Below are 25,992 nucleotides of genomic sequence, written 5' to 3'. Positions count from 1 at the left end.
TGAGACTAATTTAACACCAATTGTAAAATCTGATCAATATTGATAACAGATGAAAATGATGCCGAATTGAGATAGATCAAGCAGCCGCAGCGATTGTCTTTAAAAATAAGCGCTCAAGGAATGACTAATGTGCTAGAAACGAACAAGCGGATGTTTCTCGTCCCGTTTTCTTTGACAAATACATGAATCATGATGAATTTCTAGCTGGTTTTCCATTGAAAAAAGGGTCAAAAGTTTGATCGGATGCACTCAATCTTTTCGGGGCTTCCCGCCTCTTTTTCGATCAGGTAACACGACACAAAGCCAATATAAAATAGAAGACGATGGAAAGTTAATGAGACCGACAATGCCCCAAAACCACTTGTAACGCCCTCTTTTCTTTGCATCCATAAATAAAAGAAAGCCCTGTGCAAACAATAACGGCAAGACGCACAATAAGATGATCATTTCCGACTGACTCATAAGGAAGACCCTCCTTTGATATGTTGATATTCCTTGTAGCCAACAACAAAGCAGATGGGGACGCTCACTATTTGGAGAAGTATGAAGATGATAGGCAAATGGGTAATGGCAGCTGCAAAGAGTGCTAGAATAGTCAAACTGATCAAAACGTATGCCAGCACTTCTTGTTTAAAACGCCTTTTCTCTTGTTCCTTCGCCTGTTTCAGCATCATCATGACAGCCTGCTCACTTGGCTTTTCCACTTCAATTTGTTCGTCTAGCTGCTTAAGCTCTTCTTTTAAACGTTCGGTCAAACGATCTTCCTTCATAAATCCCACTCCTTTCGAATTTTCTTTAATCCATGATGAACCCTTGATTTCACAGTGCCTTCTCTCATTCCGAGCATTGAAGCCATTTCTGGATAGGTAAAGCCATAATAATAGTGCAGAATAATCGGTGCTCTCTCCTGAGCCTTTAATTCATTTAAAGCATCCCACATGTCATGCCATGTGTTCCCCTTTTGCTGAACGTCCCATTTAAAGCGGCGTATAGCCTCCTGATTCGCTTTTCCTTCTCTCATTTGTTCACGTTTTCTTTTCTTCTGGTGATCTAAAAATTGCCTAGATGCAATCGAAATGAGCCAGGTTGAAAATAAGGCATCTCCTCTAAATGAAGAAAGTTTCATATACGCTTTCAGCATCGTTTCTTGCATGATTTCCTCTGCCAGCTCTTGTTGAAGGGTGAGCTTCAACATATATCGGTAAACAAAGGAATAATGATGCCGATAAAGGGCTGTAAACGCGGCATCATCTCCCTGTTTTGCCCGCTGAATCAATAATATCTCTTCTGTCTGCTCCAAACACACCCCTCCTTCCTTTTCTTCTCTTACTCATAAGACGACACGGATGATAATATCGTTTAAATTAGACCTTATTTTTTAGCATACCTTCTATGATTCTCGTTTTATATCCAATTTTTTCTTATGTAATGATTATGGCATTCCTTCTTCTCTAACAAAATGATGCGTTTATAATCATCTTGATTTTCTACCAAACGGAGAGCCTCCTCTCCATAATCAAGATGTCATCCTCATACCTATCGACAATGGTCCTTATCTCATGAAGATGAAAATGAAATAATCATTGGCTTAGCTCCCTAGAAAATCATGGAATACGCTGCGCCTATCCTTAGCCGATGATACCTTTTTGCATGCTATGCTCATCCTACATTCCGAATGAAGCGATGCTTGTGAAGGAAGGAGGAGTAGTTGAATCACAGCTTATTTTGGAAACGTTTTCATTAAAATAAAATAGAATGGAGATGTTGAATTTGAAGAGAAAAATTCCAATGTTAGCCGGTGTATTAGCTGTTGGTCTCGTCACTTCATTATTTGCACCAAACGGGGAGGCAAAGGCAGCAGCCAAATATCCAGAAAGCCCTTCTATTATGGCCAACTTTAATCAACAAGGCTTCTCCACATTAAATGGCGGCACAACAGGCGGTGAAGGCGGTAAAACCGTCACAGTCAAAACTGGAAATGAACTATTGGCTGCCCTCAAAAATAAAGGAACAAACGAAAAATTAAAAATTGTTGTAGACGGGACCATTACCCCTTCTAATACATCAGCCAATAAAATCGATGTGAAAGATACAAATAATGTCTCGATCGTCGGTAAAGGGACGAACGGCGAATTGAATGGGATTGGCATTAAAGTATGGCGTGCCAATAACATCATCATCCGCAACTTGAAAATCCACCACAGCAAAATCGGTGACAAGGATGCCATCGGGATTGAAGGCGGCGCTAAAAACATATGGGTCGATCATAATGAACTGTACAACACATTGAATTCTGGGAAGGATGACTACGATGGTTTATTTGATGTAAAAAATGACTCTGACTACATTACCTTCTCGTGGAACTATGTACATGACAGCTGGAAAACAATGCTCATGGGCAGCTCCGATAACGATAACTACAATCGAAAAATTACGTTCCATAACAACCGCTTTGAAAACCTAAACTCTCGTGTACCGTCTATGCGCTTCGGGGAAGGACATGTCTATAACAACTATTACAAAGACATCCTCACAACAGCGATTAACTCGCGTATGGGCGCGAAGATGAGAATTGAACACAACGTATTTGAAAACACCAAAAATGCGATCGGAAGCTGGGACAGCAGTCAAGTTGGTACATGGCATGTCATCAACAACTCGTATATTAACAGCACAGGCAGTCTGCCAACGTCTTCAACAGGTACGTATAAACCTCCTTATAACTACTCTTTGCTTAACGTGAACAATGTGAAATCAGAAGTGATATCAAATGCAGGTGTTGGGAAAGTAAACCCTTAAACCACAAAACGTTCGGGCAGAGATTTCCTGTCCGAACGTTCTTGTCATTTCATTCATTTATATTGTAGAAAATGGACGATCCATTTCATACAACTTTTGATAACGCTTGTTTTCTTTTAGTAAATCCTGATGCTGCCCCTGCATCTCAATGCGCCCGTCTTCAATAAACATGATGCGGTCACATGCCTCACAGCCAGTCAGGTGATGGGTAATCCAAATAACTGTTTTCCCTTTTAACACACGGAAAATGGTTTCAAGCAATTCACGCTCTGTCCGCGGATCAAGCCCGACGGTCGGTTCATCTAATACAACAACCGGCGTGTCCTGCAGCAAAATCCGAGCTAACGCCATACGCTGTCTTTCTCCACCTGAAAATCGAACCCCTGTCTCCTGAACACCTGTGTGATACCCTTCTGGCAAAGACTCGATGTCATCATGCAGCTGCACTTGTCTAGCTGCTTCTTTTACCTGCTCTTCTGTTGCCTCTGGAGATCCTAAACGAATATTGTTTAAAACAGACGTATCGAATAAATATGGCTGTTGATTGAGCACAGATACATAGGCAGACACCTTCTCTTGAATGCTTTGAACCGGTTTTCCTTGAATGCTGACAGCCCCTTGATTTGGAACAACTGCCCCTTCTAACAATTTCAAAATGGTTGATTTTCCTGCACCGCTTTTTCCTAAAAGCGCGAGTGATTCCCCTTGCTTCAGAGAAAATGACAGGTCTTGAAGGACATATTGATGCGTGTCATATCGAAAGGACACTTGATCAAAACAGACAGCTTCATCTTGAGAAATGGCTGACTGATCCACTGCCTCGCTTTCAGTTTCTCCTTCATATGACTGCTTTTCATAATGATGTAATCTGCTGACAGCATGCTGATAGGCGGGAATATCACCTGCCGCATCTGACAGTGGAAGAAAAGCTTCTGTTAAAGGAAACAGCACAAGTACAAAGGCTGCAATCAGTGTGTGTGACATGGATCCTGACTGAACGACGGAGCCGCTCCAATACACAACAAGCACGACAGCTCCTCCAATCAAGAGCTGTGCAAAAAATTGACGCACGCGGATAAATCGGTGTTTCGCTGCTTCAAGCGCTAACAGCTGTGCTTCTTTCTGTTCATAACTATCAACAAAATCTTTCTGCCTGCCGCTGAACAGCCAGTCACTAACGCCCATGACCGCATCTGTTAAATGGCTGTACAGTTCATTTCTGCCTTTTTTCATTTGAATTTGTCTTGCCCGGTTCACAAGCACTGTGACGTATGGGAAAACGAATACGAGAAGTGCCATATAAAGCAGCATCAGTCCAGCAAAAGGCCATGAGAAAAGGCCAAGTGCTCCAATGGATGCGGCATATAAAAGCAGTGCACCGATGGATGGAAAGATGGTTTTTAAATAGGCGTCCTGCAGTCTCTCTACATCATCTGACAAGAGGCCAAGCATTTCACCTGTCCCAAGCTTTGTCTGTCTGGCACTTCGTTCAGCCATGTCATACAGGCGTACACGCATTTTTTCAATCATTGTCAAAATGAGCTGATGGCTTGCCAGCCTTTCTGCGTAGCGGGCAGCAGAGCGCGAAATACCAAAGGTACGTACAGCCACAATTGGGACGTAGACCATGAGTATATTCTCAGGTCTTGTGGCAGCTTTTGAAATGAGAAATCCCGACGTGTACATCAGCATAGAAGCAGAGAATACCGCAATGGCTCCTAAAAATAAAACCAAGGCAAACAGCTTTTGATTCTCCTTGATATAAGGTATAAACCAGCCTTTACTGACCATGTGTGACCGCCCCCATTTGCTCCTGTACCAATTGATAATACACACCTTTTCTTTGCATTAATGATTCATGTGTCCCCATTTCTGCGACGGTTCCTTGATCCATGACAATGATTTCATCCATGTCCGGCATCCAATGGAGCCTGTGTGTCGCTAAGAACACAAGTTTATGTTCAAACAGTGGAAGCATTGTTTTCTTCAGTTCATACTCTGTTTCAATATCGAGATGCGCCGTTGGTTCATCTAACAGCATAATGGACCGCTGGCCCAGCACAGTTCGAGCAAGCGCAATTCTTTGCGCCTGTCCTCCGCTTAGCTCTCTTCCCTGTTCTCCAATGACCTCATCCAAGCCATTTGGCAGCTGCGTAACCAGCTGAGATAAGCCAGCCTCATGTACAGCTCTTTCCACTTCTTCGTCTGTTGCATTCGGTTCATAAAAACGAATGTTTTCTTTTAATGTCATGTGAAATAAATAGGGATGCTGCGGCATATAGACAACTTCCTTTTGCCATTCGTTCATCTGTAAATGAACAAGCGGCTGGCCGTTTAGCGTAATTTGACCTGAAGACGGTTCAACAAAACCGCCGAGGACATCGGTTAATGTTGATTTCCCTGAACCACTGGCACCAATGATGCCGATTTTTTTCTTCCCTTTGACAGTGAGATCCACATCCTGAATGGAATAAGGGGCATGTTCATCATGCTGGACACAAACATCCTGCAGCGTGAGCACGGATTGTTCATCCCACTTATTCAGCTGCACAGATTGTGTCTCCTGTACGCGGAAGCCTTTTTCTTCTAAAATGACCTGCATGGCTTCATTCGCTTCTTTTCCATTTAACGTCGCATGATAATCATTTCCCACTTCACGTACCGGCAGGAAATACTCCGGCGCCAGCATAAGCGCCGTCAAAGCCGGCAATAACAGAAGCTCTCCTTCAATTAATCGCAAGCCAAGAAAAACAGCGACGGTTGCAATCGATAGCATGGAAAAGAAATCGAGGGCAAACGATGACAGAAAGGCAACCTTCAGTGTGCTCATGGTCGCTTTTCGATATCGCTTTGACACCTCCGCAATATGACGGGAGTGTTTTTTGCTGATACCTAAGTAACGAAGCGTCTCAAGGCCGCGGAGAGAGTCAGTAAAATGATTGGATAATTTCTCATACGATCTCCATTGTTTGGCCGCTTTACGCTGAGCAACAAGGCCTAGCAAAATCATAAAAATAATTAAAATTGGCAGCGTCACAATTAAAATGACGGCTGATGTTTCATCTAATGTCCACACATAGATAAGGACCATCGCCGGAATCACTGCCATGTTCACCATTTTCGGCAAAAACAGCTGTAAATACTGACGGTATTGAGCAATTCCTTCCATTGCTAATGTGACAAGCTTTCCTGTCCCTTTTTTCTTTGCGAAGGCAGGCCCTAATCGAAAGAGTTGGTCTAGCAGCTGCTTTCTGACGTCTGCTCCAATTTGGGAAGAGTAGGTAAACATGACCTTCTCCCGAATCAAGGTGAGACCGTGCCGCACAACAAAGGCAGCAAGAAACAGCATGACATAAGGCGTTGCCTGCGAGAGGCTTTTCCCGTCAAACAGCGTTGTAATGGCATGTGCCAGCCACTGTGCTTGGAAAATAATACTTGCTCCTTGGATGAGTGACACAATACCTAAGAGGGCAAGAAGCCCTCTCATTCCTTTTAATTGAAGCAAACGTTTATCCATTAGTAGGTCATTGGCTCCTTACCGCTTACACGTTTACGGAAGACGTAATAGCTCCAAATTTGATACCCAAGCACAAAGGGCAGCAAAGAAACAGCAACAATCGTCATGACCGTCAGTGAATAAGATCCAGATGCAGCGTTTTGAATTGTGAGATCAAATGAATGACTGATTGAACTAATCATGACGCGCGGGAACAATGCAGTGAAAAGCATGGACACCGTCACCATGATGCCTGCGCCTGTGAATAAGAATGTCCAGCCATCACGTTCTTTTCTCATCAAAACAAGGGCAGCTACATAACAAACCACAATCAGCACAGTTAATGGAATGGTGATGATCGGGCGTACAGTATAAATATCTGTTTCAATGATGGACACACCGACAAATATAACAAGAACAGGGAGTGCAATGAGCAGGACACGCTGGCCTAGTTTTCTTGCACGGTCTCTTAAGTCACCCTCTGTACGAAGTGTGACGAAAATCAAGCCATGCAGCAGACAAAGAACCGTCACAGCTAACCCGCCGATCACTGAGTAAAGATTAACAAAGTCCGTAAATCCAGCGTACATGTTCATGTCTTGATCAATTGGCATCCCGCGTAAAATACTCGTGAATAACACACCGAGCAAAAACGGCGGAAGCAGACTGCCAAAGAAGATCACCCAGTCCCACGCTTTAATCCAAGAGGCTTTCTCAACCTTCCCTCGGAATTCAAAGGCGACGCCGCGCCCAATGAGCGCTAAGAGGAGAACTGCAAACGGAATATAGTATCCGCTGAACATCGTGGCATACCAGTGAGGAAATGCAGCGAAAATAGCGCCGCCGGCAGTAATCAGCCAGACCTCATTCGCATCCCAGAAAGGACCAATCGTATTGATTAAAATGCGGCGCTCGTGCGCGTCCTTTCCAAGCAGCTGCATGGACATCCCGACACCAAAATCAAATCCTTCTAAGAAGAAAAATCCAACAAATAATACTGCGACAAGAATAAACCAAATCTCGTTAAGATATGCCATGATATGCGCCTCCATCAAATGGATCTGTAGACAGGTCCGTTTCATCCTTTTGATCTGTATCCTCTTCAGAATGTGCACCTTTTTTAATTTCTCGAATGAATAAGTAGGCAAGCAAAATGGCAAGAATCAGATACATCGCCGTAAAGCTAATGACTGAGAATAACAGCATGCCATACGATACGTTCGGTGAAATCGATTGAGCTGTCGTCATCATACCAAAGACGGTCCACGGCTGACGCCCGATCTCAGTCATGATCCAGCCGGCTGAATTCGCAATAAACGGGAACGCAATCATCCCTACCATGAAGCGTAAAAACCATTTGTTTGTTTCGAGTTTCTTTCTAAAGCTCAAGTACAAACCAATCATACTAGCAAAAATCATCAGCATTCCGGCACCGACCATGATTCTAAAGCTCCAGAATGTTGTTTTCACTGGCGGAATGTAGTCTCCGGGACCAAACTTGGCTTCATATTCTTTTTGAAGTGTCAGCATACCTGGAACATCTCCACTGAACTTCGAATATGCCAAATAACTTAAGGCAAACGGAATATTGATCTCCGCAGAGTTTTCTTTTTTATCTGTGTCAATGTTGGCAAATAGTGTCCAAGCCGCTGGATCTCCACTATCCTTCCAAAGGGCTTCACTTGCTGCCATCTTCATTGGCTGTGATTTCATTAAGTGCTTCGCTTGATCATGTCCAGAGAACGCCACACCTAAACCAGAAATTAAAGCAAGGACCATCGCAATCTGGAATGATTTTTTGAAAAAGGCGATTTCTTGTTTTTTGATCATTTTATAGGCACTAACTCCTGCAATAAAGAAAGCTCCTGTTGCCAGTGCACCAAATAGAACGTGCGGGAACTCAACCCAAAGCTGCGGGTTCGTCACAAGAGCGCCAAAATCATTCATTTCTGCACGACCATTTTTAATGGCAAATCCAACTGGCTCCTGCATAAATGAGTTGGCGAGTAAAATCCAAAACGCCGAAAAGATCGTACCAAGAGAAACAAGCCAAATGCACAATAAATGAATCTTCTTCGGCAGACGATCCCAGCCGAATATCCAAAGTCCAATAAATGTAGATTCAAGGAAAAAGGCCAAAAGTGCTTCAATGGCAAGCGGTGCACCAAAGACATCACCGACAAACCTTGAATAATCTGACCAGTTCATCCCAAACTGGAATTCCTGCAGAATCCCTGTTACCACACCTACTGCAAAGTTAAGTAAGAACAGGTGACCCCAAAACTTCGCCATCTTTTTATAGATGTCTTTTTTCTTGACGACATAAAGGGTCTGCATCAATGCGACGATAAACACCAAACCTATTGACATAGGAACAAAAATAAAATGAAATAATGTCGTTGAAGCAAATTGAAATCTTGCTAAAAACAGCTCACTCACAGCCTTACATCCTCCCTTACTTTCACATGCCGAACGATTCATGCTCACCATTTCACAAAATATTCACCGTTTGTTCAATGTTTCACAAATAAAAGTCCATTTGAAATGGTTCACTCGGTGAAATTTTACTCTTGATTTTCATTCGGTTAGTTATTTATACCTGTACTTTACACCCATACGCTTCAAAAATAAAGTAAATTTTACCTAAAAATTGGATGGTATTGTGTCAGTTGTTTGAATACTTTGTCAAGAATATGTGACGGAAAATAAACAACCGCAAAAAAAATAGCGCTGCACGTGGGCCGCAGCGCTGTGTTTCTATTTTAAGCTTTTTTCTGTAAAGCAGGTCTTGTGACTTGGACTTCATAGTACGTAATTTTGTTTTTTAATAAGCCTTCAGGTTTCGCTTTTCCATGAGCGTGTGCATCACCAAATGCCTGAGATTTTGTCCAGTTCACAAAGTCTTCTTTTCGATTCCAGCGGGTATGAATGGTCACTTCATCGTAATCGGTTGTCTGCTGTGTGACCCAGACTTCCATGCCTAAAAATCCTTCCATGAATTCTACTTGTCCCTGCTTGTTAAAACGCTTAACGAGGTGGTCTGCACTGCCTTTTTCTACTCTAACCTGGTTGTTTACAATGATCATGTTTGGTTCATCTCCCTTTTGTTGTTGGATCGAAGCGATTGGGATAATGAGCGGATGCTCTCCATCTAGGTGAACCTCTGCCTGAATCCCAAACACCTCTTTGAAAAAGTTTTCTGTTAATACTTCCTTTGGTGTCCCTATTTGGTAAACCTGACCACGCTTCATCGCAATCAGGCGGTCACAATATTTTGCTGCCTGCTGCAGGTCATGAAGAACCATTAAAATGGTGATCCCATGTGTTTCATTCAGCTGTTTGAGCAGCTCCAGTAAATCAAGCTGGTGCGCAATATCTAAGTAAGTGGTAGGCTCATCCAGAATAATCGTCTCTGTCTTCTGAGCCAGTGCCATGGCAATATACGCCTTCTGCCTTTCTCCGCCTGACAATGTATGCAGCATCCTGTTTTCATTCACTCGGCTATTTGTCACTTCAAGCGCCCACTCTATCGCTTCCTGATCTGTCTTCGAGCTCTTTTTCCAGATCGAACGATGCGGACTGCGTCCAAGGGCAACCAGCTCACGTACTGTCATCGATGGGATGGCTGTTCTCGTCTGCATCAAAACGGCGATTTCCTGTGCAATTTCCTGTGCTGTCATTTCTTTTTGCGGGATATCGTGAATATAAATCATGCCGCTTTCAATCGACGTAAGACGTGCGGCCGCTTTAATAAACGTCGACTTCCCTGACCCATTTGGTCCAATAATGCCTGTTACACTTCCTTTAGGCACAGTTGCTGAAATAGACGACAGCCGAAAGCCTCCTTGACTGAGACTCACGTCATCCATCGCAATCACATCCAACTTAACCCCTCCCTTTCTTTTTTAATAAATAGAGGAAGAAAGGTGCACCGATACAGGCCAGCAGAATACCAACAGGCAGTTCAACCGGTGTAAACCATACCCGTGCTGCTGTATCAGCAAAGACCACAAGTACGCCGCCGCCAAGCATTGAGATCGGCAGCAGGTACCGGTAGTCATCTCCAATTAAAAGGCGGATAAAATGAGGGACGACAAGACCGACAAATCCAATTAAACCGCTCACGCTTACAGCTGCACCCGCCAAAAGCGCTGCCAGTGCAATTAAGAAAAATCGGGTTCGCTCGACTCTAAGGCCGAGCAGCTGCGCTGACTCATCACCAAGCAAAAGAAGATTTGCCGGCTTGATCGCAAAAAAACAAAGACACAATCCAGCAATCGCATAAGGTGACACAAAGCTCAGATGATGCCAGCTCCGTCCATTTAATCCTCCTGATAAAAAAGGCAGAACGGCCTGCACACGCTCACTATAAAGCACCATAAATCCATTCATGACTGCACCAAGCAGGGCATTGACTGCCACACCCGCCAGAATCAATTTCAGTGGTGAAACCCCTTGATCGAACGACAAAATATACACAACAAGTGCCGCTAATAAAGCGCCAAGGAAGGCAGCCGCTGGAAGCAGATATGTGAATTGCGGAAACACGATCATGCTGAGTACAGCGGCTAACCCGCCGCCGGCGGTCACACCGATGATCCCGGGGTCAGCGAGTGGATTTCGGACGACTCCTTGTAAAATGGCTCCTGATGCTGCGAGACAGGCCCCGACGATGAAACCTATGAGAACGCGCGGCAGGCGTAAATCCATAACGATTTTTTCATGGACTGGCTGGCCTGATCCCGTCAAAGCAGCGATTAAATCTGGCAGCGATAATTGAACAGAACCTAATGCAAGCCCTAGACATATGCCCACACCTAGCGAGAAAAGCAGTCCCGGTATCAGCCATCTTCGTCTCGACTGTCTTTTTTGAAAATCTAACTCTGCATTCACCTTCATGATGACAATCGCTTCAATCTCTTCTCTAGTTCATCAATCGCCTTTATGACGTCTGCGCCTGGATTCGTCCCGAATAAATCACTAGGCAGAATCTCCACGCGGCCATTTTTGACAGCTGATACATCATGCCATGCTGCATTCTGTTTCATTTCACTCATAAAGCCTGCTTTCACATCTTCAGGATTGCTGTGTGTCATGAGCAGAATGAGATCAGGATCGGCTTCGATCACCTTTTCTGCATTGATTTGAGCGTATTGAGGAAATTTTTCGAGTGCCGGTTCATTCTCAGCAATGTTTGCACCCCCAGCGATGTGCAGCAAATCTCCGCTTAAGGATTGCGGAAGTGCCGCCATATATGTGCCGGGTGCACCGTACACAACGAGTGTTTTCACTTTTTTCTTGGGCTGCTTGACCTGCTTTTTCCGCTCATCAATTTGATCATTGAGTGCTTTAGCCTTTTGCTGCTTTCCGAGCAAATCCCCAAATAACGAGATTTGACGCTGGATGTCCTTCACTGAATTGGCGCTTGTCAATAGAAGCTGTGATCCAATTCCTTCTATTGTAGAGATGTCCTTGCTGTTTAATTGTTCATTTCCAAGCACCACATCAGGCTTTAAGCTTGTGATCAGCTCTACATCAAATTGATGCGTTGTGCCAATCGTTTGTACGGACTTTGCCTTTTGTAAGCTGTCTGGTAACTCGGCAGTTGGCCGGCCGACCGCCTCACCGCCTAAAGCATACAAAATACTCATGTCCCCGGTCGACAAGGCGACGATACGCTGAGGGGATTCATCAAACGACAGCGTTCTTCCGGTAAAATCCTTTATCTTCAGCGCTCCTTGCCCGCTTCCTTTCTCTACAGGTGCTGCCTGACTGCATCCGCCGAGGAGAAGCATCAAGACGAGTCCCGCTAAGATCACATGTGAAAATTTCAACCGTCTGTCTCTCCTTTTCTAGTAAACTTTCTTTAGCTTTGCCTGTACCACGAGACGCCCGCTTTTAGGTGCAAGCACATGATCACAGGTCGATAAGGTGAGGATGAGGTCATCTGTGGACACGTCTGTCTTCGTTTGATAGATTGATTTCTTCCTCACAGCTTGCAAGTAGTGCGCATATTCGCCAAGATCTTGAAAATCGGTTTGAATATAATCGAAGTCAACCGTCGTTTCATACACGGCAAAAATCTCCGCTTCATAGCTTTGATACAGCGTATCGTACTGAAATGTCCGGTGCTCTTGGAAGAAATCTTTTTTTAGATAGTTTGTGAGTCCAGCAAACATGGATCCATCCCTCATCCGATGGCCGTACACCACTGTATTAGGGCTTTCATGCAGGACGTCATTACGATAATCCATAAAGATACTGCCTGCCCGGGTGTCGTTTTTTAAATAATTGCGAGTTAAGTAGAACGCATTATCGTGAGATTGAACAATCGGATACTGAATCATCGTGTCCTTCATATTGATCCAGCCGACAATGTCCTCATTCACCTTCCGCAGCTCATCAAATGACGAACGGATCTTTCCCGGCCCCCGTTTTTCAGTCATTTCTTCTTCATGTCCATACATCGTCTGGGCCTTTGCAAGCACCTGGCGATTTTGATAATAACCGAAAAGTTCGAAGCCGATGGCTGTCCCGCTATAAATAAATACACCTAAACAAACGATCGTCAGCATCTGCTGCCAAAGCCGTTTTCCTCGTTTCACACTGTCTCACCTGCTTTTTGCCCAGCTTATATACCAACAGGCACGATGTACATCCCTGTTTCTGCATCCTGTCTAATCGTGACGGACACATCATAGATGTGCCGCACGTTTTCCTCTGTTAACACATCGTTTGGCTGTCCTTCACTGATAATCTGTCCATCCTTCATCGCTATGATGATATCGCTGTAGCGGACAGCCTGATTCATGTCGTGCAGCACCATGACAATCGTTAATCCATGCACGGCATTCAGTTCACGGATCAGCTCAAGAATGTCAAATTGATAGTAAATATCCAAATAAGTTGTCGGTTCATCTAAGAAAAGGATCGGTGTTTTTTGCGCAAGTGCCATCGCAATCCATACACGCTGCCGCTCTCCACCTGACAGTGAGGCAAGCGGCACCTTTCGTTTGTCCGTTAGCTTTGTACTGGACAGCGCCCACTCTATCGCTCTCTCATCCTCTTCCTTGTCTCCTCCGCGCATCGTCTGGTACGGCGTTCTGCCGAATGCCACGACCCGTTCGATCGTTAAATCAAGCGGCGCTTCATTTTGCTGATGGACGACAGCGAGCTTTTTTGCCAGCTCCTTTGGCTTGAACGTATTCAGCGTTTGCCCGTCTAAGTGAATTTGCCCTTTATTTGGACAATGATTATTCGCCATTAAGGAAAGCAGTGTGGATTTTCCCGAGCCATTTGGACCGATAATGGTTGTGATTTTTCCCTTTTCAATCTTTGTTGTGACTGATTGAACGATGTCCTTCTGCTGGTCATATGAGAATGACACCTCACGAATGTCCATGGAGACGGTCCCCCCTTCTTAATAAAAAGATCAGAAACGGCCCGCCAATCACGGCCATGATCGTAGAAGCAGGAATCTCATTTGGCGCCACAAGCGTCCTGCCAAGCGTATCAGCCGTCAAAATAAGCAAAGCCCCGCTTAACGCAGAAAATGGAATCAGTACCCGGTGATCCGAGCCGACAAGCCTTCTTGAAATGTGCGGAATGAGCAAGCCGACAAAGGCTATCACGCCCGCTACTGCAGCTGTCACCGCCGCAAGTAAAACGGCTGTGATGGAAATCAAAAGGCGCATTCTGGTCACACGCAATCCTAAATTTTTCGCTGTCTTGTCCTGAAGAGCCAGGAGGTTGCACCATCTGCTGAAGAAGAGTGCAACGACAAGGCCGGCGACACCATAGACACCGATTAAACGGACATCTCCCCACGTTTTCATCGTGAGATTCGACTGTCCCGACTGATTAATTGTGATATTGAAATAGCTGCAAATGGTCACAAATGCTTCAGCCATTCCAGTAAACATGGCATTGATGGCGATCCCAACCAAGATCATGCGGATCGGGCTTAAACCACCCTTCCAAGACAGAACGTACACGAGGAAACACGCAATAGCCCCGCCTAAAACCGAAAATAAAGGAGAGTAGAAATAAAATTGAGGAAGCGCTGTAATCGCCATTAATGAAAAGAAGCTGGCTCCTGATGAAATGCCAATGACGCCGGCATCAGCTAACGGATTCCTCATGACCGACTGCAGCAGTACACCGGAGACAGATAAGGCGGCCCCTGTAAACATCGCGATAAGCATGCGGGGAATTCTCAAATCTTTAATGATTTCTACCTGTGCATGTTGACCGGTGATGAGCCCTTCTAATAATTCAATTGGGGTGACATGAATGCTCCCAGTAATGGCTGAATAAATAAACACGCAGACCAGTAAGAGACTGACTATCAGAAATAAAATCCCTGTTTTTTTCATCTTGAACGTCCTTTTATCATTAAGATTCGCCGCTTATGACGGATACAACATACGAGTCAATTCATCTAATGCTTCTGCTGCCTTTAAATTGCCTGTTGTCCCGAATAAGCTTTCTTCGAGGTCATACACCCGGTCTTGTTTGACCGCATTGAAATGTTTCCAGATGTCATTTGTTTTGAATTCTTCATCAAACATTTGGACGACTTCGTCTGGCATCCCATGTGCGGCCCGGAGAATGATATCTGGATTGGCTTTTTGTAAATATTCCGTATTGGATGCCAAATACTCCATTTTCTCGCCTTTGACAATATTCTTTCCTCCTGCGATACGCACAAGATCACCAATATATGAATTCTCTGTCGCCACCAAATAACTGCCTGGCACACCAAGCAAAATCAGAACGGACGGCTTGCGTTTTCCTTTCGTCCTCTCTTGAATGTCTTTCTTTTTTTGCTCAAACTCAGACACAATGCGTTCAGCCTGCTTCTTTCTGTCATACTGATCTCCAAGCTTCGTGATGGCCTTCTCCATGTTAGCCATGCTCTCGAGATTTAGGTATGTGGCAGGGACACCTGCTTGCTGAAAGGGTGTCTCTAAATCATATTGAAGGGTTGTGACAGACAGGACATCTGTCGGTTGAAGTGATTGGATGATTTCCATGTCCGGGCTCATTGGGTTACCGACTTCCGGCAGTCCTTTGTAACGAGCTGGCAAGGATTTTTGACTTGTTGGCACCCCGACAAGATCCACCTCTAAAGCATCCATGATCTCCGCAGCAGCTACAGTCGTTGCTACAATGCGCTCACTTGATTCAGCGCTTTTTTTGCCTTTTGCTGAGCTTTCAGCTGACTGTGAGCAGCCCGATAAGATCATGCACACACTGAAGGCAGCGATCAAGGTACATAATATTCGATGCTTCAAAAACAGAAGCCCCCTTTCGAAAAAAGAGAGTGGATGCGCCGAGGTAAAAGGCGCATCTCACTTAAAATAAAACGAACTATCTTGTCCGTGTTTGATATTTTCTGACGAGTACGAATAACGAACCGCCGAATAAAAGAATATACACCCAAAGAAGAGAGGCATCTCCCGTTTTCGGATTCAGCTGTCCAGACTCAGATTTGGTTTGGTCATCTGATGGCGTAAATGTCATCTGCTCCGCACCCGTTTCCTCAGGTGCTGCATTCTCAAGTTGATTTGTTTGAGAATCGTGATCATTTGGATTTTTGACAAAGCCGATACTCTCATCGTCTCCAATGACCTCATGAATCCCGCTTCCCTCACCAGGAGCGATTCCTTTTGTGTCATAGACAATTTTGACATCGTACTGCTCATGGTAGTTCGCAGCTGGAATATCAATTTTTACGCGTGCAGCCTGAGCTCCACTTAAACTTTTTGCTTCATATTGAATAACGCGTGTATCTGCTTTTTCATCTGTTTTCGCAACAAGAGTCTCTTCAAACTTTCCACCTGTTCCTACTTGGAATGACGTGATGGCTGAGCTGTTCTTCACTGTATATGAAACGAAGTGGCGGCCATTTTTTACAACCAGTGTCGCAGGACTCACAACGTAATCGTTCATGCGGGAAAGCTCATCCTTGTCTGCTTTCTTCATTGAGAAAGGAAGCTTGTATACACCATCTTTTAGCTGAGCCGTCTCTTGATCTGCTCCGCCGTTATTCGTTTCTGTTGTTGGTGTGTTTGGTTTTGGTGTTTCTGGTGCAGCTGGTGTTTCTTCCTCTACCACCTGCCCGTCCTTCACTGGAGCGATACTCTTTGAATCAAATTGAAAACGAATATCGTAGGTTTGGTCATAGTTAGCGGCTGCTACTACAATGTGTACTTTTCCTTTGACCTCGTTTTTCAAATCATCTACATCAAATGAAACCACTCTTGTGTTCTTTGCCTCATCCTTGCTGACTGTTTTGGCTTCTTGATAAGAACCGTTTTTCTCTGTTTTTAAAGAAGCGACAGACTTATGGTCCTTCACCGTAAAGGAAATGGTTTGCTTTCCATTTTTGACAGTTAAGGATGCAGGATGTGAGAAGTAATCACTCATTCGAGATGCCTCATCCGTATCCCCTTTTAGCACACTGTAATGAATACGATATACGCCATCTTTTAATTGATTTTGGGCGGAATCATCTGGTTTTGTGCCATTGTTATTGCCTGGTGTTGTCGGTTGATCGTCTGGCTTTGTACCATTTTGATCATCTGGCTTTGTTTCGTTATCGTCTGGCTTTGTACCGTTTTGGTCATCTGGTTTTGTTTCGTTATCGTCTGGTTTTGTACCGTTTTGGTCATCTGGCTTTGTTTCATTATTGTCTGGTTTTGCAGGCGTAACGAGTGTTAGGCTGCTTTGATCAAATGCAAGCTGTACGTCATATGCTTCGTCATAAATAAAGCCGCCTAAATCCCAGTAAATTTTCACCCAGCCGTTTAATTTCGCTGATAAGTCGTCGACATCAAATTTGATCACACGTGTATTGGCTGTTTCGTCCTCACTGACCGTTTCAGTGGTAACGAGAGCACCATTTTGTTCGACCTTGAAATCTGTTATTTCTTTGCTTTGCTTCAGTGTGACATAGGCTGTTTTCTTGCCATTTTCCACAATCAGCTTAGCTGGCTTTTCTGTATAGGTATCCATCATGGACGCTTCTGTGCTGCCATTTTTTAAAATGGTGAATCCGACTGTGTATTCACCATCAACGAATGATGCCGCTTGAGCTGTTCCTTGAGGAATCTGAAACGCAGTCAACAAACTGAATAAAACGAGCAGAATGGCTGCCTTTAGATGAAAAAGACGTTTCAAATGGTGACACTTCCTTCCGTTAATGCTTGATGATCCACTTTCTTGCTAAAAACCCGCCTGAACATAAGACAAGCACAAGGAGCCACCCTGTTTGGCTTGTATCACCAGTTTGAGGATTTTCTTCTTGTTTCGTTGTGGATGAATCAGCTTTGTTCGTTGATTCTTTTGATGGATGCTGACTTTCTGCTGCACCCGCTGATTGATTTGCACTGTTAGATGAAAGTGATTTGATGCTGCTTTCATCGAATTTCAGCTGAATGGTGTAATCATGATCATAATCAGCAGATTTCACAGTGACATGAATTTTTGACGTGATTGGTTTAGACAAGCTTTGAGCCTGGAACTGAACAAGCCTTGTATTGGCTTTTTTATTTGTTGAGAGAACGGTTGTATCGACATAGCCGCCATTTCCCGGTACTTTAAATTCCGTTACCCAGCTGCTATTTTTAATCGTCGTTTGCACTGTCAGGAACCCATTTTTCACTATCACTTTTGCTGGCTTCAGCCAGTAATCATTTGCCATTGAGACCGCATTTCCTTCAGCTTTCAGCACTGTATAATTGACGGAGTATGTACCATCCTTTAATGCGGCAGCCTGTGCGTTTGAAAAAGGCAGCATAAGTGCCAGTAAAAAAACGGCCATGAAGACTGACAGCCTCATTCTTTTTTTCATCAAGCGAATTTCCTCCCTTTCTATTGAACAGATGCCGCATCAAACTTGAGACGAATGTCGTAATTGCCTGTATATCCGATAGCCGGTACAGTCACACTCACTTTTGCTGGTACGACCTCAGTCAGGCTGTTCACATTGAATTCTACTGTTCTCTTATTCGCAGCTGCATTTGTACTGATCACCTTCGCATCTTTGTAGACACCTTGATCGAGCGTTTTAAAGCTTGTGATCCAAGAGCTATTCGTTAACGTGACTTGCGCTTTGATTTTTCCACCCTTTACGACAAGCTTGGCTGGTTTTTCGAAATACGTATTCGCTGTTGAAGTCGAATCGCTATCAGCTTTCCATACCACATATTGCGCTGAATATTGACCATCTGCTAAGCCAGCTGCTGAGGCTGAGCTAACAGGAGCTAGAGCAAATAATAGAACAAAACTAAGGAATAATAATACGGGTGATGTTGAACGAATGACTTTCATGTGAAACCCCCTAAATGATATTGATAATTATTCTCAATAGACAATAAAAAAAATAACCTTCATAAGTGCTGGAACACACTTATAGATGATTATGATAATCATTATCAATTGAGTGGAAAAAATAAATCTTTGCTTCTTAAAGTCAAAGATGTCTGCTTCTAAATGATGGATTGATAAGAGTTTTAGGCAATCTGTCCCATTCATAATACCATGGCATAACCTCCATTCCATTACAGGGAAAAGAACCCTCTTCTCCTTGATATTATATAATGCATGAAATGATTGTCAACATCATTTTTCATACTATTGTCTTAGTTTTCTGGAAAATCACACAAAAAAATTTCGATCAGACACACTGATCGAAATCGATTAAGAAGGAACATGTTCCCCTATTTTGCTGTTTTTACGATCTAAAGACCAAGCATACATTTCACGAATAATCGGTTCAATTTTCTTCCCTTGCACTGTTAATTCGTATTCAATCCGCACTGGAATATCGGGGTATACCTTTTTCTCAACAAGTCCCTCAGCTTCTAAATCCTTCAGCCTTTCTGATAGTAATCTTCCGCTGATGTTCATTTCATTTTCAAGCTGACAAAAACGCTTAGGCCCTGTCAGAAGCTGATTGATGATGAGAATGACCCACTTCTTGCCTAGAATCTCCATGGCATCTGTAATTGGGCAGCCATCTACTTGAGCCATATCTTACTCCCTCCTGCTTTTTTCTCTTTTTTTCATTATAACACAATTAATTACTTGAAATAAGTCACTAACTATTATATAGTTTAGTTACTAAAAGTAACAAGGTATTCATTTTTTATAGATTTTCAAAAACATTTGAACATGCCGATGCATATATCATGAAGGAGATGACCGAGCTTGAAGACAATTGAGCAGCTAAGGTTGGGTGTGACAGAATTACATGTGTCCAGCTTTGATCGTTCTTTACCTTTTTATACAGACATTTTAGGATTTTCTATATTAGAAAAAACAGATTCCACGGTGACACTTGGCAGCAATGCAAAGGAACCGATTCTTTTGTTAAAAGAAGATGCACAGCTCAAAGAGAAGCCTGATCATGAGCCAGGACTTTATCACTTTGCTGTTTTATTACCTACCAGAAAAAACCTGGGCACATGGCTGGCACATGTGATCAAAAAAGGCTATCCTTTAATTGGAGCAAGCGATCACTTTTTCAGTGAAGCCATTTATTTAAGTGATCCTGACGGCATTGGCGTAGAAATTTATGCTGACCGTCCTCAGGACATTTGGGTAGGTGAGCATGGAGAACTGAAAGGTGGCGGAAATGCACCGCTTGATGGAGATGGACTCCTGCAGGAAGCCGCTGATACCACATGGGAAGGACTCCCTGCGGGCACATTGATGGGACACTTGCATTTCCATCTCAACCCAGAAGAAGCAGATTCCTTTTATGTGAACACGCTCGGTTTTCATATCCGAATGGCTCCACCAGCAAGCCTATTTATCGCCGCTGGTGTGTACCACCATCACCTTGCCTTTAATGCATGGGGACGCGGAAGAAAAGGAGCCATTGATCCACGTTTTTCAGGAATTAGAAGCTATACACTGGTTTTCCCAGAAGAAGCAGACAGACAATCCGTCATCGAACGCCTGACAAAAGCAGGCACTCAAGTCAACACGACAGGAAAAAGCAGCGAATTTGTTGATCCATTTGGCGTTCTCGTTCGTTTACAGATTGAAGAAACAGACTAAAAAGAAGGTGCAGAATATGGACAAACACACAGAGCTTAAAACAGCCATATTAAAAGATAAAATCAAACGAGTACAGCAAGAAGACGGGTATATATATATCACTGGACCCATTAAACTGCCAGTGAATTTAGACGGCAGAACCGTCATGTTCAACTGGTATTCATGGTTAAAAGACGATGGAAAAGAGCCATTGTCAGATGAAGCTTTAATTGAAAGCCTCTCGTCCCGCCAGCTTGCTGATCATCAGCAGTCAAGCGTTCTCGTATATGGGGATTTTGAGCACGCTGACGAAGCTCTTATCCGCATGCATTCCATTTGCCACACAGGCGATATTTTCGGAAGCAAGCGCTGCGACTGCGGATTCCAATTGAAGCAGTCTATGCGAATGATTGAGGACAATGGAGCAGGAGCCCTGTTTTACTTAGCCAATCATGAAGGCCGCGGCATTGGTCTTTTCAGTAAAGCCATGGCTTATATTCTTCAAGAAAACGGCTACGATACAGTAGAAGCGAACGAAGCACTTGGTTTTGAAGATGACACACGTCAATACGAAGAAGCCATTGCCGTTCTTCAAACACTTCGTACAAAGCCGGTCAGACTCATTACCAATAACCCAAAAAAGACAGATGCGATCAGCCATGCAGGTTTATCTCTTTCTGGACGCATTCCGCTTTGGGGAGATGTCTCTGAATTTAACGAAAAATACTTGCAGACAAAAATCAACCGCTCAGGTCACATGAAGGCGGAGCAAGAGGTGCGTACGATTGCCACATCATGAGCAATATATGAAGCTAGCCCTTGATAATGCAAGGGCAATGAAAGGTCAGACATCTCCGAACCCGCTCGTCGGGGCTGTGATTGTGCGAGAGAATGAAATTGTTGGAGTCGGTGCTCATATGAAAGCCGGTGAACCGCATGCTGAAATTCATGCACTCAACATGGCTGGAGACAAGGCAAAAGGAGCCACCATTTATGTGACCCTTGAGCCTTGTTCCCACCATGGCCGCACAGGCCCTTGTGCGGAAGCACTTGTGAAAGCCGGCGTCGAAACTGTTGTCGTGGCAGCACTTGATCCGAATCCGCTTGTCGCTGGCCGCGGGATTGCCATTTTACAAGACGCAGGCATCCAAGTCATCACGGGCGTACTTGAACAAGAATCCATTCTGATGAATGAAGTATTTAATCACTTTATTACGAAAAAAACACCTTTCGTGACGCTCAAAGCAGGCATTACCTTAGATGGAAAAATCGCCTCTGCCACGTCTGACAGCAAGTGGATTACATCTGAGACATCCCGTTATGACGCTCACCATATCCGCAGTATCAATGATGCGATTTTGGTCGGTGCTCAAACCGTCATTCACGATGATCCTTCATTAACTGCGCGGATTCCAAATGGGAATAATCCGATTCGAATTGTCTTAGACTCTAAGCTGTCAACACCACTGACAGCAAAGATCGTCACCGATCAGATGGCACCTACCTGGATCTTCACAACAAAACAAGCCGATGAGGAAAAACGAGCGGCTTTAGAAGAAGCTGGCGTTCGTGTCTTTATGACAGACAGTGACACGCGGGTACCCCTGCAAGAAGTGCTTCAAGTGCTGGGAGAAAAAAATATCTCCTCTCTCATGATTGAAGGCGGCGGCCAGATTAATGCCTCGTTCTTAGAACAGCAGCTTGTAGATAAATTGGTCATCTATATGGCGCCTAAGCTCATTGGCGGACGACTTTCCCCTTCCTTTTTCGGAGGCGAAGGCATTCGCCTCATGAGTGATGCCATTGAACTGGATCAACTCTCAGTGGAACCGCTTGGAAAAGATATTAAAATGACGGGATATCCCGTTTATCAATAACAAATAGGCTGTCGAGATTTCTTCGACAGCCTTCTTCTTGTCTTCTAGTCTCTTCTCTCTAAAAACTCAATTCGATTCCCAAAAGGATCTTCTACATAAAACCGATTGGCTCCCTCCAATGGCTCATCTTCTTTTATACTAATCTGATGCTTCAATAATACCTCTTTTAATTCCGATAGGCTCTTTACAAGAAAAGCTGGATGAGCTTTCTTTGCAGCTTGAAAATGTTCCTGAATGCCAATGTGAAGCTGATGATGACCGCATTGGAACCAGACACCTCCGCGTTTAGCTAAATTACTAGGCTTAGGTATTTCTTTCATCCCTAAAATTTCACCAAAAAACAAACGAGCTTTCTCTTCACTGCCTTTTGGGGCAGCTAGTTGAACATGGTCGATTCCAAAAAAGTTTGACATATTCCTTCTCCCTTTCTTTTCTCAATTGGTTTTTCTATGTAGGGTTTCTTAGTTTTGCGTTGCTGAGCAATATTTGATTGTTACTTCATTGGCGGGCTTGATACTTTGAGTCTTTCATTGAGGTGTTTCTTACGATGTAGGGTTTGAATGACAATTTTAAAAAACAGAACTCCCCTGGTCATGAAAGTTCTGTCCATCTAAGTCTCTCTTATAATAACAGTTGAAACCAAGACATATCATGTCAAGGTGTATGGGCGGTGATTCATTTTGGTGAAACTTGTCGTAAAATGTTTCATGTGAAACATTGATCGTTACTTCCCTTCGACCAGCCTGCCAAAGCTTTCTGGTGAAAGTCCCGGTGAAATGCGGACGCGGTGCAAGGACATCATGCCTTGTTCCTTCTTCGCATGTCCTGGTTCAGTGGTGACAGCCATTTGATATCCAGCTTCCTTCGCCAGCTTCAACGTCTCTTCATTATAGCGCCCGACAGGATAACTGACCATTCTCGTACGCTGAGAAAACCGCTGATCGAAGAATGTCTTTGATCCTTTTAACTCTTCTTCCTGCTGCTGCTTTGATAATCGATTGAGCTCTAAATGATGAATCGTATGACTCTCAATCGATATCCCATGTGCCATCATCTCATCCATTTGCTCATCCGTTAAGTGATGTGGACGGCCAATGGATTGCTCAATCATGAAAATCGTTGCTTTCATTCCATACTGCTTTAAAATTGGAAATGCCTTCGTATAGTTATCCGTATATCCATCATCAAATGTAATGAGGACACTCTTCTTACTTGGCATCGAATTTGTTGTGAAAACGCGGTACGCCTCTTCTGGCGACAGTGTGACATAGTCATTGTCCTTCAGCCATTTCATATGAGATGCAAATTCGCTCTTTGGCACACGTAACGAGTTGCCGCTTGAGATACTATGATACATCAAAATCGGAAGCTCGACCGGCTCCTTTTGCTTCATCCAGGTTTTTGTCTCTATCACTGCCGTTTCTTTTTTCTGCTGAATCTCTTTTGTTTGTAATGGACCCTTTTCCTCTTTGAGGACTTGCTGGCTTCCTTCCGCCTGTTCCTTCATTCCCATACAGCCCGAAATGAGCAGCAGCATAAGACCAATCGTCATCAGCCTACATATTTTTTTCATTCACCAATCCTGCTTTCTCTTTATCTACCGAATGATTATAACAGAAATTGGTTATTCATTGACAACTATTTTGACAGGGTATTCATTTTTTTACACATTTCGATCATTTCGATGGCGAGCAGATGAATGGTCTCTGTTGTGAGCATTTGATCTTCTGCGTGTATCAGCAGTAAAGAAAACGGAAGCTGTTCACCTGCCGCTTCTTTTTGAATCAGCGACAAGTGCAGATTGTGGATGCTTCGAAAGGCTTCCTCCCCTTTTTCGATCAACTGCTGCGCTTTTTCAAAATCATCAGCTCTTGCTAGACGAATCGCTTCTACATAATGACTTCTTGCCTCGCCTGCATGGGCAATGATTTGAAAGGCTGCTCCCTGCATTTCCTCTAATACCGTCATCTGCTTCTCCTCCAATTATTCAAGATTCATTTGCTAGTGTCAGTGCATGCTCTAGAATTTTTTCTCCGTTTGCTGTTCCGTATAATCTCACATTGACGACATCGACGGGGATTTGATAGGGTGCCGCTGTTTTTTCTGCTGCTTTTTTCATAAAACTAACTTGCGGTCCAAGTAAAATCGCCTGTACATCCTCTCCATGCTCTTCTAGTTCATCCGCAATGGCTCCTTCAGGTATAGCATAAATATAGTAATCCAGTCCTTTAGCTTCTGCGGCAGCCTTCATTTTGGACACCACAATGGACGTTGACATTCCTGCTGCACAAGCGAGAATGATTCGTTTCATTTCTCATCACTCCTATTGATAAATGACTTCTGTTTCAACCTGCAGTTCCCTTGTTTTGATTAATGTCTGGTACCAATACGCAGATGCTTTCAGCTGACGATTTCGTTCATTCTCCAGCTGGATTTCGACTAATCCGTAGCGGTTTTTAAAGGCATTCATCGGTGAGACATTGTCTGTAAATGCCCAAAGCATATAGCCTGTGCAATTTGATCCTTCTGCTTTCGCTTGAAGTGCCCGCTTCAAATGCTGGCTGATAAATGAAATGCGATACTGATCATCAATGATACCGTCTTCTGTTTTAAACCGTTCTTCCTTTTCGACACCCATGCCATTTTCGGCCACAAACCACTCAATATTTCCGTATTCTTCTTTTATTCTCATCCCCATATCATAGACAATCTTCGGGTAGATTTCCCAGCCTCTGAAAGGATTCATTTTTCTCCCTGGAAGCTCAAACATATCGTAATAATAGGATGGATGAAAAGGTGTTCCTTCGTTCCAAGCCTTACTCGGTGCCTTGACACGATGCGGATAGTACAAGTTAAGCCCAACGACATCCACCGTATGATTCTTGATGATCTGAAGCTCTTCCTCTGTGGAATCGAAAAGAATATCATGCTTTTTCAACACATCGATCAGTTCCTCTGGATACTCCCCTTTGATGGAAGGATCTAAGAACATTCGATTAAAAAACAAGTCATACATACGTGCCGCTTCTTGGTCATGCGGGGCAGACGATCTTGCATACGTCACTTCTGGATTGAGAATCACGCCGATTTTGGCTCCTGCCGATTCCTTCAACCCCATCTCCTGAAAAAGCTTCACCACTTTTGCTGTTGCCAGAGCTTTATGATAGTTCCACTGCATCCATTTCTTCGTATTTTGCTCAAACGGATATCGGATGGCATCTAGATAAACACGTGTCTGGACAACAATCGGTTCATTAAAACTAAACCAATGCTTGACCCGGTCTCCGTAGCGCTCAAACACCTTTTCTGCATAAAGTACAAACAGCTCGACAACATGCTTTGATGACCATCCGCCGTACTTCTCAAGCAAAACGGCAGGAAGCTCATAGTGCTCTAAGCAAAACATTGGTTCTACACCTGCTGCGATTAATTCATTGATCAGATCATCAATGTAACGAGCATAGGCCTCATCTACTATCCCATTCTCGTAATCTATGAGAAACCTCGACCAATTGATCGATGTCCTGTAATGTGTCAGCCCAATCTCTTTCATTAAGGCTACATCTTCAGGGTAGCGCTCGTAAAAGTTTGTCCCACCAGCAGGACCATAGCCTTCGTGCCACACGTGATATCCTTCCTTATACCATAAGTCGATGTACGAGTCCTGATGCGCCCGCTTTCCCTTCCATCCCTCGGTCTGCCAAGCAGAAGCCGCAGCACCTAGGATAAAATCACTTGGAATCTCAATTCTGTTCATGTCGCCGCCTCCCT

General features: G+C 43.9%; 27 protein-coding genes. 4 read left to right on the top strand and 23 right to left on the bottom strand.

What is annotated here, in order from left to right; genetic code table 11:
* Window positions 1–249: 249 nt before the first annotated feature.
* Genes AAZR19_RS07370 through sigY form a run of 3 tightly spaced genes read right to left on the bottom strand, consistent with a single transcriptional unit; the run spans window position 250 to window position 1,300 of the window.
* Window positions 250–462: a hypothetical protein gene (locus tag AAZR19_RS07370; RefSeq protein ID WP_041108354.1), complete on the bottom strand. Its 213-nt coding sequence runs from the start codon at window positions 460–462 to the stop codon at window positions 250–252.
* A complete protein-coding gene (locus AAZR19_RS07365; RefSeq protein ID WP_041108357.1) occupies window positions 459–770 on the bottom strand; it encodes a YxlC family protein in 312 nt (103 codons plus the stop codon). Before AAZR19_RS07365 ends, AAZR19_RS07370 begins: the two co-directional genes overlap by 4 nt.
* Window positions 767–1,300 carry an RNA polymerase sigma factor SigY gene (sigY, locus tag AAZR19_RS07360; RefSeq protein WP_056765404.1) on the bottom strand — a complete coding sequence of 178 codons (534 nt, stop codon included), beginning with the start codon at window positions 1,298–1,300 and terminating at the stop codon, window positions 767–769. Before sigY ends, AAZR19_RS07365 begins: the two co-directional genes overlap by 4 nt.
* Before the next feature lie 488 nt (window positions 1,301–1,788).
* On the opposite strand from sigY, the gene AAZR19_RS07355 reads away from it, so the two are divergent.
* A complete protein-coding gene (locus AAZR19_RS07355) occupies window positions 1,789–2,799 on the top strand; it encodes a pectate lyase family protein (RefSeq protein WP_434702900.1) in 1,011 nt (336 codons plus the stop codon).
* 57 nt (window positions 2,800–2,856) lie between these two features.
* On the opposite strand, the gene cydC is transcribed toward AAZR19_RS07355, so the two are convergent.
* From cydC to AAZR19_RS07280, 15 genes are all read right to left on the bottom strand, one after another.
* Window positions 2,857–4,590, bottom strand: a complete 1,734-nt coding sequence (gene cydC / locus AAZR19_RS07350; protein ID WP_248350981.1) for a thiol reductant ABC exporter subunit CydC — start codon at window positions 4,588–4,590, stop codon at window positions 2,857–2,859.
* Window positions 4,580–6,316 carry a thiol reductant ABC exporter subunit CydD gene (gene cydD, locus AAZR19_RS07345; protein ID WP_248350980.1) on the bottom strand — a complete coding sequence of 579 codons (1,737 nt, stop codon included), beginning with the start codon at window positions 6,314–6,316 and terminating at the stop codon, window positions 4,580–4,582. The genes cydC and cydD overlap by 11 nt, the downstream gene beginning before the upstream one ends.
* The gene (cydB, locus tag AAZR19_RS07340; RefSeq protein ID WP_041108365.1) at window positions 6,316–7,332 is read right to left on the bottom strand and encodes a cytochrome d ubiquinol oxidase subunit II; all 1,017 of its coding nucleotides are present in this window, start codon (window positions 7,330–7,332) and stop codon (window positions 6,316–6,318) included. Before cydB ends, cydD begins: the two co-directional genes overlap by 1 nt.
* Window positions 7,319–8,734, bottom strand: a complete 1,416-nt coding sequence (locus tag AAZR19_RS07335; protein WP_024423881.1) for a cytochrome ubiquinol oxidase subunit I — start codon at window positions 8,732–8,734, stop codon at window positions 7,319–7,321. The genes cydB and AAZR19_RS07335 overlap by 14 nt, the downstream gene beginning before the upstream one ends.
* Before the next feature lie 323 nt (window positions 8,735–9,057).
* Window positions 9,058–10,173 (bottom strand): heme oxygenase, encoded by a 1,116-nt coding sequence (gene isdG / locus AAZR19_RS07330; protein WP_275426736.1) that lies wholly within the window; start codon window positions 10,171–10,173, stop codon window positions 9,058–9,060.
* 7 nt (window positions 10,174–10,180) lie between these two features.
* Window positions 10,181–11,194 carry a FecCD family ABC transporter permease gene (locus tag AAZR19_RS07325; RefSeq protein WP_185853943.1) on the bottom strand — a complete coding sequence of 338 codons (1,014 nt, stop codon included), beginning with the start codon at window positions 11,192–11,194 and terminating at the stop codon, window positions 10,181–10,183.
* Window positions 11,191–12,129, bottom strand: coding sequence for an ABC transporter substrate-binding protein (locus tag AAZR19_RS07320; RefSeq protein ID WP_248350979.1), 939 nt, complete (start codon window positions 12,127–12,129; stop codon window positions 11,191–11,193). Before AAZR19_RS07320 ends, AAZR19_RS07325 begins: the two co-directional genes overlap by 4 nt.
* Window positions 12,130–12,147: 18 nt before the next feature.
* Window positions 12,148–12,900: a class B sortase gene (srtB, locus tag AAZR19_RS07315; protein WP_248350978.1), complete on the bottom strand. Its 753-nt coding sequence runs from the start codon at window positions 12,898–12,900 to the stop codon at window positions 12,148–12,150.
* Between the two features lie 26 nt (window positions 12,901–12,926).
* Complete coding sequence (locus AAZR19_RS07310) at window positions 12,927–13,697, bottom strand: ABC transporter ATP-binding protein (RefSeq protein WP_075621478.1); 771 nt, start codon at window positions 13,695–13,697, stop codon at window positions 12,927–12,929.
* Entirely contained in the window at window positions 13,684–14,670 is a 987-nt protein-coding gene (locus tag AAZR19_RS07305; RefSeq protein ID WP_024427509.1) for a FecCD family ABC transporter permease, read from the bottom strand. The genes AAZR19_RS07310 and AAZR19_RS07305 overlap by 14 nt, the downstream gene beginning before the upstream one ends.
* A gap of 33 nt (window positions 14,671–14,703) precedes the next feature.
* Entirely contained in the window at window positions 14,704–15,591 is an 888-nt protein-coding gene (gene isdE / locus AAZR19_RS07300; protein ID WP_041108378.1) for a heme ABC transporter substrate-binding protein IsdE, read from the bottom strand.
* A 76-nt stretch (window positions 15,592–15,667) separates the two neighbouring features.
* Window positions 15,668–17,479: an NEAT domain-containing protein gene (locus tag AAZR19_RS07295; RefSeq protein WP_434702742.1), complete on the bottom strand. Its 1,812-nt coding sequence runs from the start codon at window positions 17,477–17,479 to the stop codon at window positions 15,668–15,670.
* A gap of 19 nt (window positions 17,480–17,498) precedes the next feature.
* A complete protein-coding gene (gene isdC / locus AAZR19_RS07290; protein WP_041108533.1) occupies window positions 17,499–18,152 on the bottom strand; it encodes a heme uptake protein IsdC in 654 nt (217 codons plus the stop codon).
* 20 nt (window positions 18,153–18,172) lie between these two features.
* On the bottom strand, window positions 18,173–18,631 hold the full coding sequence (locus AAZR19_RS07285) for an NEAT domain-containing protein (protein ID WP_041108382.1): 459 nt from the start codon (window positions 18,629–18,631) through the stop codon (window positions 18,173–18,175).
* Window positions 18,632–19,000: 369 nt separating this feature from the next.
* On the bottom strand, window positions 19,001–19,333 hold the full coding sequence (locus tag AAZR19_RS07280) for a winged helix-turn-helix transcriptional regulator (protein WP_087977956.1): 333 nt from the start codon (window positions 19,331–19,333) through the stop codon (window positions 19,001–19,003).
* Between the two features lie 177 nt (window positions 19,334–19,510).
* On the opposite strand from AAZR19_RS07280, the gene AAZR19_RS07275 reads away from it, so the two are divergent.
* The 3 genes from AAZR19_RS07275 to ribD are packed head-to-tail and all read left to right on the top strand — an operon-like array spanning window position 19,511 to window position 22,221.
* On the top strand, window positions 19,511–20,365 hold the full coding sequence (locus AAZR19_RS07275; protein ID WP_087975992.1) for a VOC family protein: 855 nt from the start codon (window positions 19,511–19,513) through the stop codon (window positions 20,363–20,365).
* Window positions 20,366–20,381: 16 nt separating this feature from the next.
* Window positions 20,382–21,143, top strand: coding sequence for a GTP cyclohydrolase II (locus AAZR19_RS07270; RefSeq protein WP_024427515.1), 762 nt, complete (start codon window positions 20,382–20,384; stop codon window positions 21,141–21,143).
* Window positions 21,130–22,221: a bifunctional diaminohydroxyphosphoribosylaminopyrimidine deaminase/5-amino-6-(5-phosphoribosylamino)uracil reductase RibD gene (ribD, locus tag AAZR19_RS07265; protein WP_434702739.1), complete on the top strand. Its 1,092-nt coding sequence runs from the start codon at window positions 21,130–21,132 to the stop codon at window positions 22,219–22,221. Before AAZR19_RS07270 ends, ribD begins: the two co-directional genes overlap by 14 nt.
* A 44-nt stretch (window positions 22,222–22,265) precedes the next feature.
* Here ribD and AAZR19_RS07260 read toward each other — a convergent pair whose 3' ends face one another.
* The 5 genes from AAZR19_RS07260 to AAZR19_RS07240 all read right to left on the bottom strand — a co-directional run bounded on the left by AAZR19_RS07260 (window position 22,266) and on the right by AAZR19_RS07240 (window position 25,978).
* Entirely contained in the window at window positions 22,266–22,634 is a 369-nt protein-coding gene (locus AAZR19_RS07260) for a VOC family protein (RefSeq protein ID WP_024423896.1), read from the bottom strand.
* A 311-nt stretch (window positions 22,635–22,945) separates the two neighbouring features.
* The gene (locus AAZR19_RS07255) at window positions 22,946–23,794 is read right to left on the bottom strand and encodes a polysaccharide deacetylase family protein (RefSeq protein ID WP_434702737.1); all 849 of its coding nucleotides are present in this window, start codon (window positions 23,792–23,794) and stop codon (window positions 22,946–22,948) included.
* Between the two features lie 65 nt (window positions 23,795–23,859).
* Entirely contained in the window at window positions 23,860–24,189 is a 330-nt protein-coding gene (locus tag AAZR19_RS07250) for a PTS lactose/cellobiose transporter subunit IIA (protein ID WP_024423898.1), read from the bottom strand.
* 19 nt (window positions 24,190–24,208) lie between these two features.
* Window positions 24,209–24,532: a PTS sugar transporter subunit IIB gene (locus AAZR19_RS07245; RefSeq protein WP_024427519.1), complete on the bottom strand. Its 324-nt coding sequence runs from the start codon at window positions 24,530–24,532 to the stop codon at window positions 24,209–24,211.
* Between the two features lie 12 nt (window positions 24,533–24,544).
* The gene (locus tag AAZR19_RS07240) at window positions 24,545–25,978 is read right to left on the bottom strand and encodes a glycoside hydrolase family 1 protein (protein WP_434702734.1); all 1,434 of its coding nucleotides are present in this window, start codon (window positions 25,976–25,978) and stop codon (window positions 24,545–24,547) included.
* Between the last annotated feature and the right edge of the window lie 14 nt (window positions 25,979–25,992).

Source organism: Bacillus sp. Je.9.29.b (assembly GCF_051129925.1).
Lineage (GTDB): Bacteria > Bacillota > Bacilli > Bacillales > Bacillaceae > Bacillus > Bacillus safensis.
This window is presented reverse-complemented; position numbering and strand designations above follow the sequence as displayed.

Bases quoted from the DNA above. Each gene is read 5' to 3' on its own strand.
- AAZR19_RS07370 (WP_041108354.1), bottom strand. From the start codon at position 462: ATGAGTCAGTCGGAAATGATCATCTTATTGTGCGTCTTGCCGTTATTG.
- AAZR19_RS07365 (WP_041108357.1), bottom strand. From the start codon at position 770: ATGAAGGAAGATCGTTTGACCGAACGTTTAAAAGAAGAGCTTAAGCAG.
- AAZR19_RS07355 (WP_434702900.1), top strand. From the start codon at position 1,789: ATGTTAGCCGGTGTATTAGCTGTTGGTCTCGTCACTTCATTATTTGCA.
- cydC (WP_248350981.1), bottom strand. From the start codon at position 4,590: ATGGTCAGTAAAGGCTGGTTTATACCTTATATCAAGGAGAATCAAAAG.
- cydD (WP_248350980.1), bottom strand. From the start codon at position 6,316: ATGGATAAACGTTTGCTTCAATTAAAAGGAATGAGAGGGCTTCTTGCC.
- cydB (WP_041108365.1), bottom strand. From the start codon at position 7,332: ATGGCATATCTTAACGAGATTTGGTTTATTCTTGTCGCAGTATTATTT.
- AAZR19_RS07325 (WP_185853943.1), bottom strand. From the start codon at position 11,194: ATGAAGGTGAATGCAGAGTTAGATTTTCAAAAAAGACAGTCGAGACGA.
- AAZR19_RS07310 (WP_075621478.1), bottom strand. From the start codon at position 13,697: ATGGACATTCGTGAGGTGTCATTCTCATATGACCAGCAGAAGGACATC.
- AAZR19_RS07305 (WP_024427509.1), bottom strand. From the start codon at position 14,670: ATGAAAAAAACAGGGATTTTATTTCTGATAGTCAGTCTCTTACTGGTC.
- isdC (WP_041108533.1), bottom strand. From the start codon at position 18,152: ATGAAAAAAAGAATGAGGCTGTCAGTCTTCATGGCCGTTTTTTTACTG.
- AAZR19_RS07285 (WP_041108382.1), bottom strand. From the start codon at position 18,631: ATGAAAGTCATTCGTTCAACATCACCCGTATTATTATTCCTTAGTTTT.
- AAZR19_RS07280 (WP_087977956.1), bottom strand. From the start codon at position 19,333: ATGGCTCAAGTAGATGGCTGCCCAATTACAGATGCCATGGAGATTCTA.
- AAZR19_RS07270 (WP_024427515.1), top strand. From the start codon at position 20,382: ATGGACAAACACACAGAGCTTAAAACAGCCATATTAAAAGATAAAATC.
- AAZR19_RS07260 (WP_024423896.1), bottom strand. From the start codon at position 22,634: ATGTCAAACTTTTTTGGAATCGACCATGTTCAACTAGCTGCCCCAAAA.
- AAZR19_RS07255 (WP_434702737.1), bottom strand. From the start codon at position 23,794: ATGAAAAAAATATGTAGGCTGATGACGATTGGTCTTATGCTGCTGCTC.
- AAZR19_RS07250 (WP_024423898.1), bottom strand. From the start codon at position 24,189: ATGACGGTATTAGAGGAAATGCAGGGAGCAGCCTTTCAAATCATTGCC.
- AAZR19_RS07245 (WP_024427519.1), bottom strand. From the start codon at position 24,532: ATGAAACGAATCATTCTCGCTTGTGCAGCAGGAATGTCAACGTCCATT.
- AAZR19_RS07240 (WP_434702734.1), bottom strand. From the start codon at position 25,978: ATGAACAGAATTGAGATTCCAAGTGATTTTATCCTAGGTGCTGCGGCT.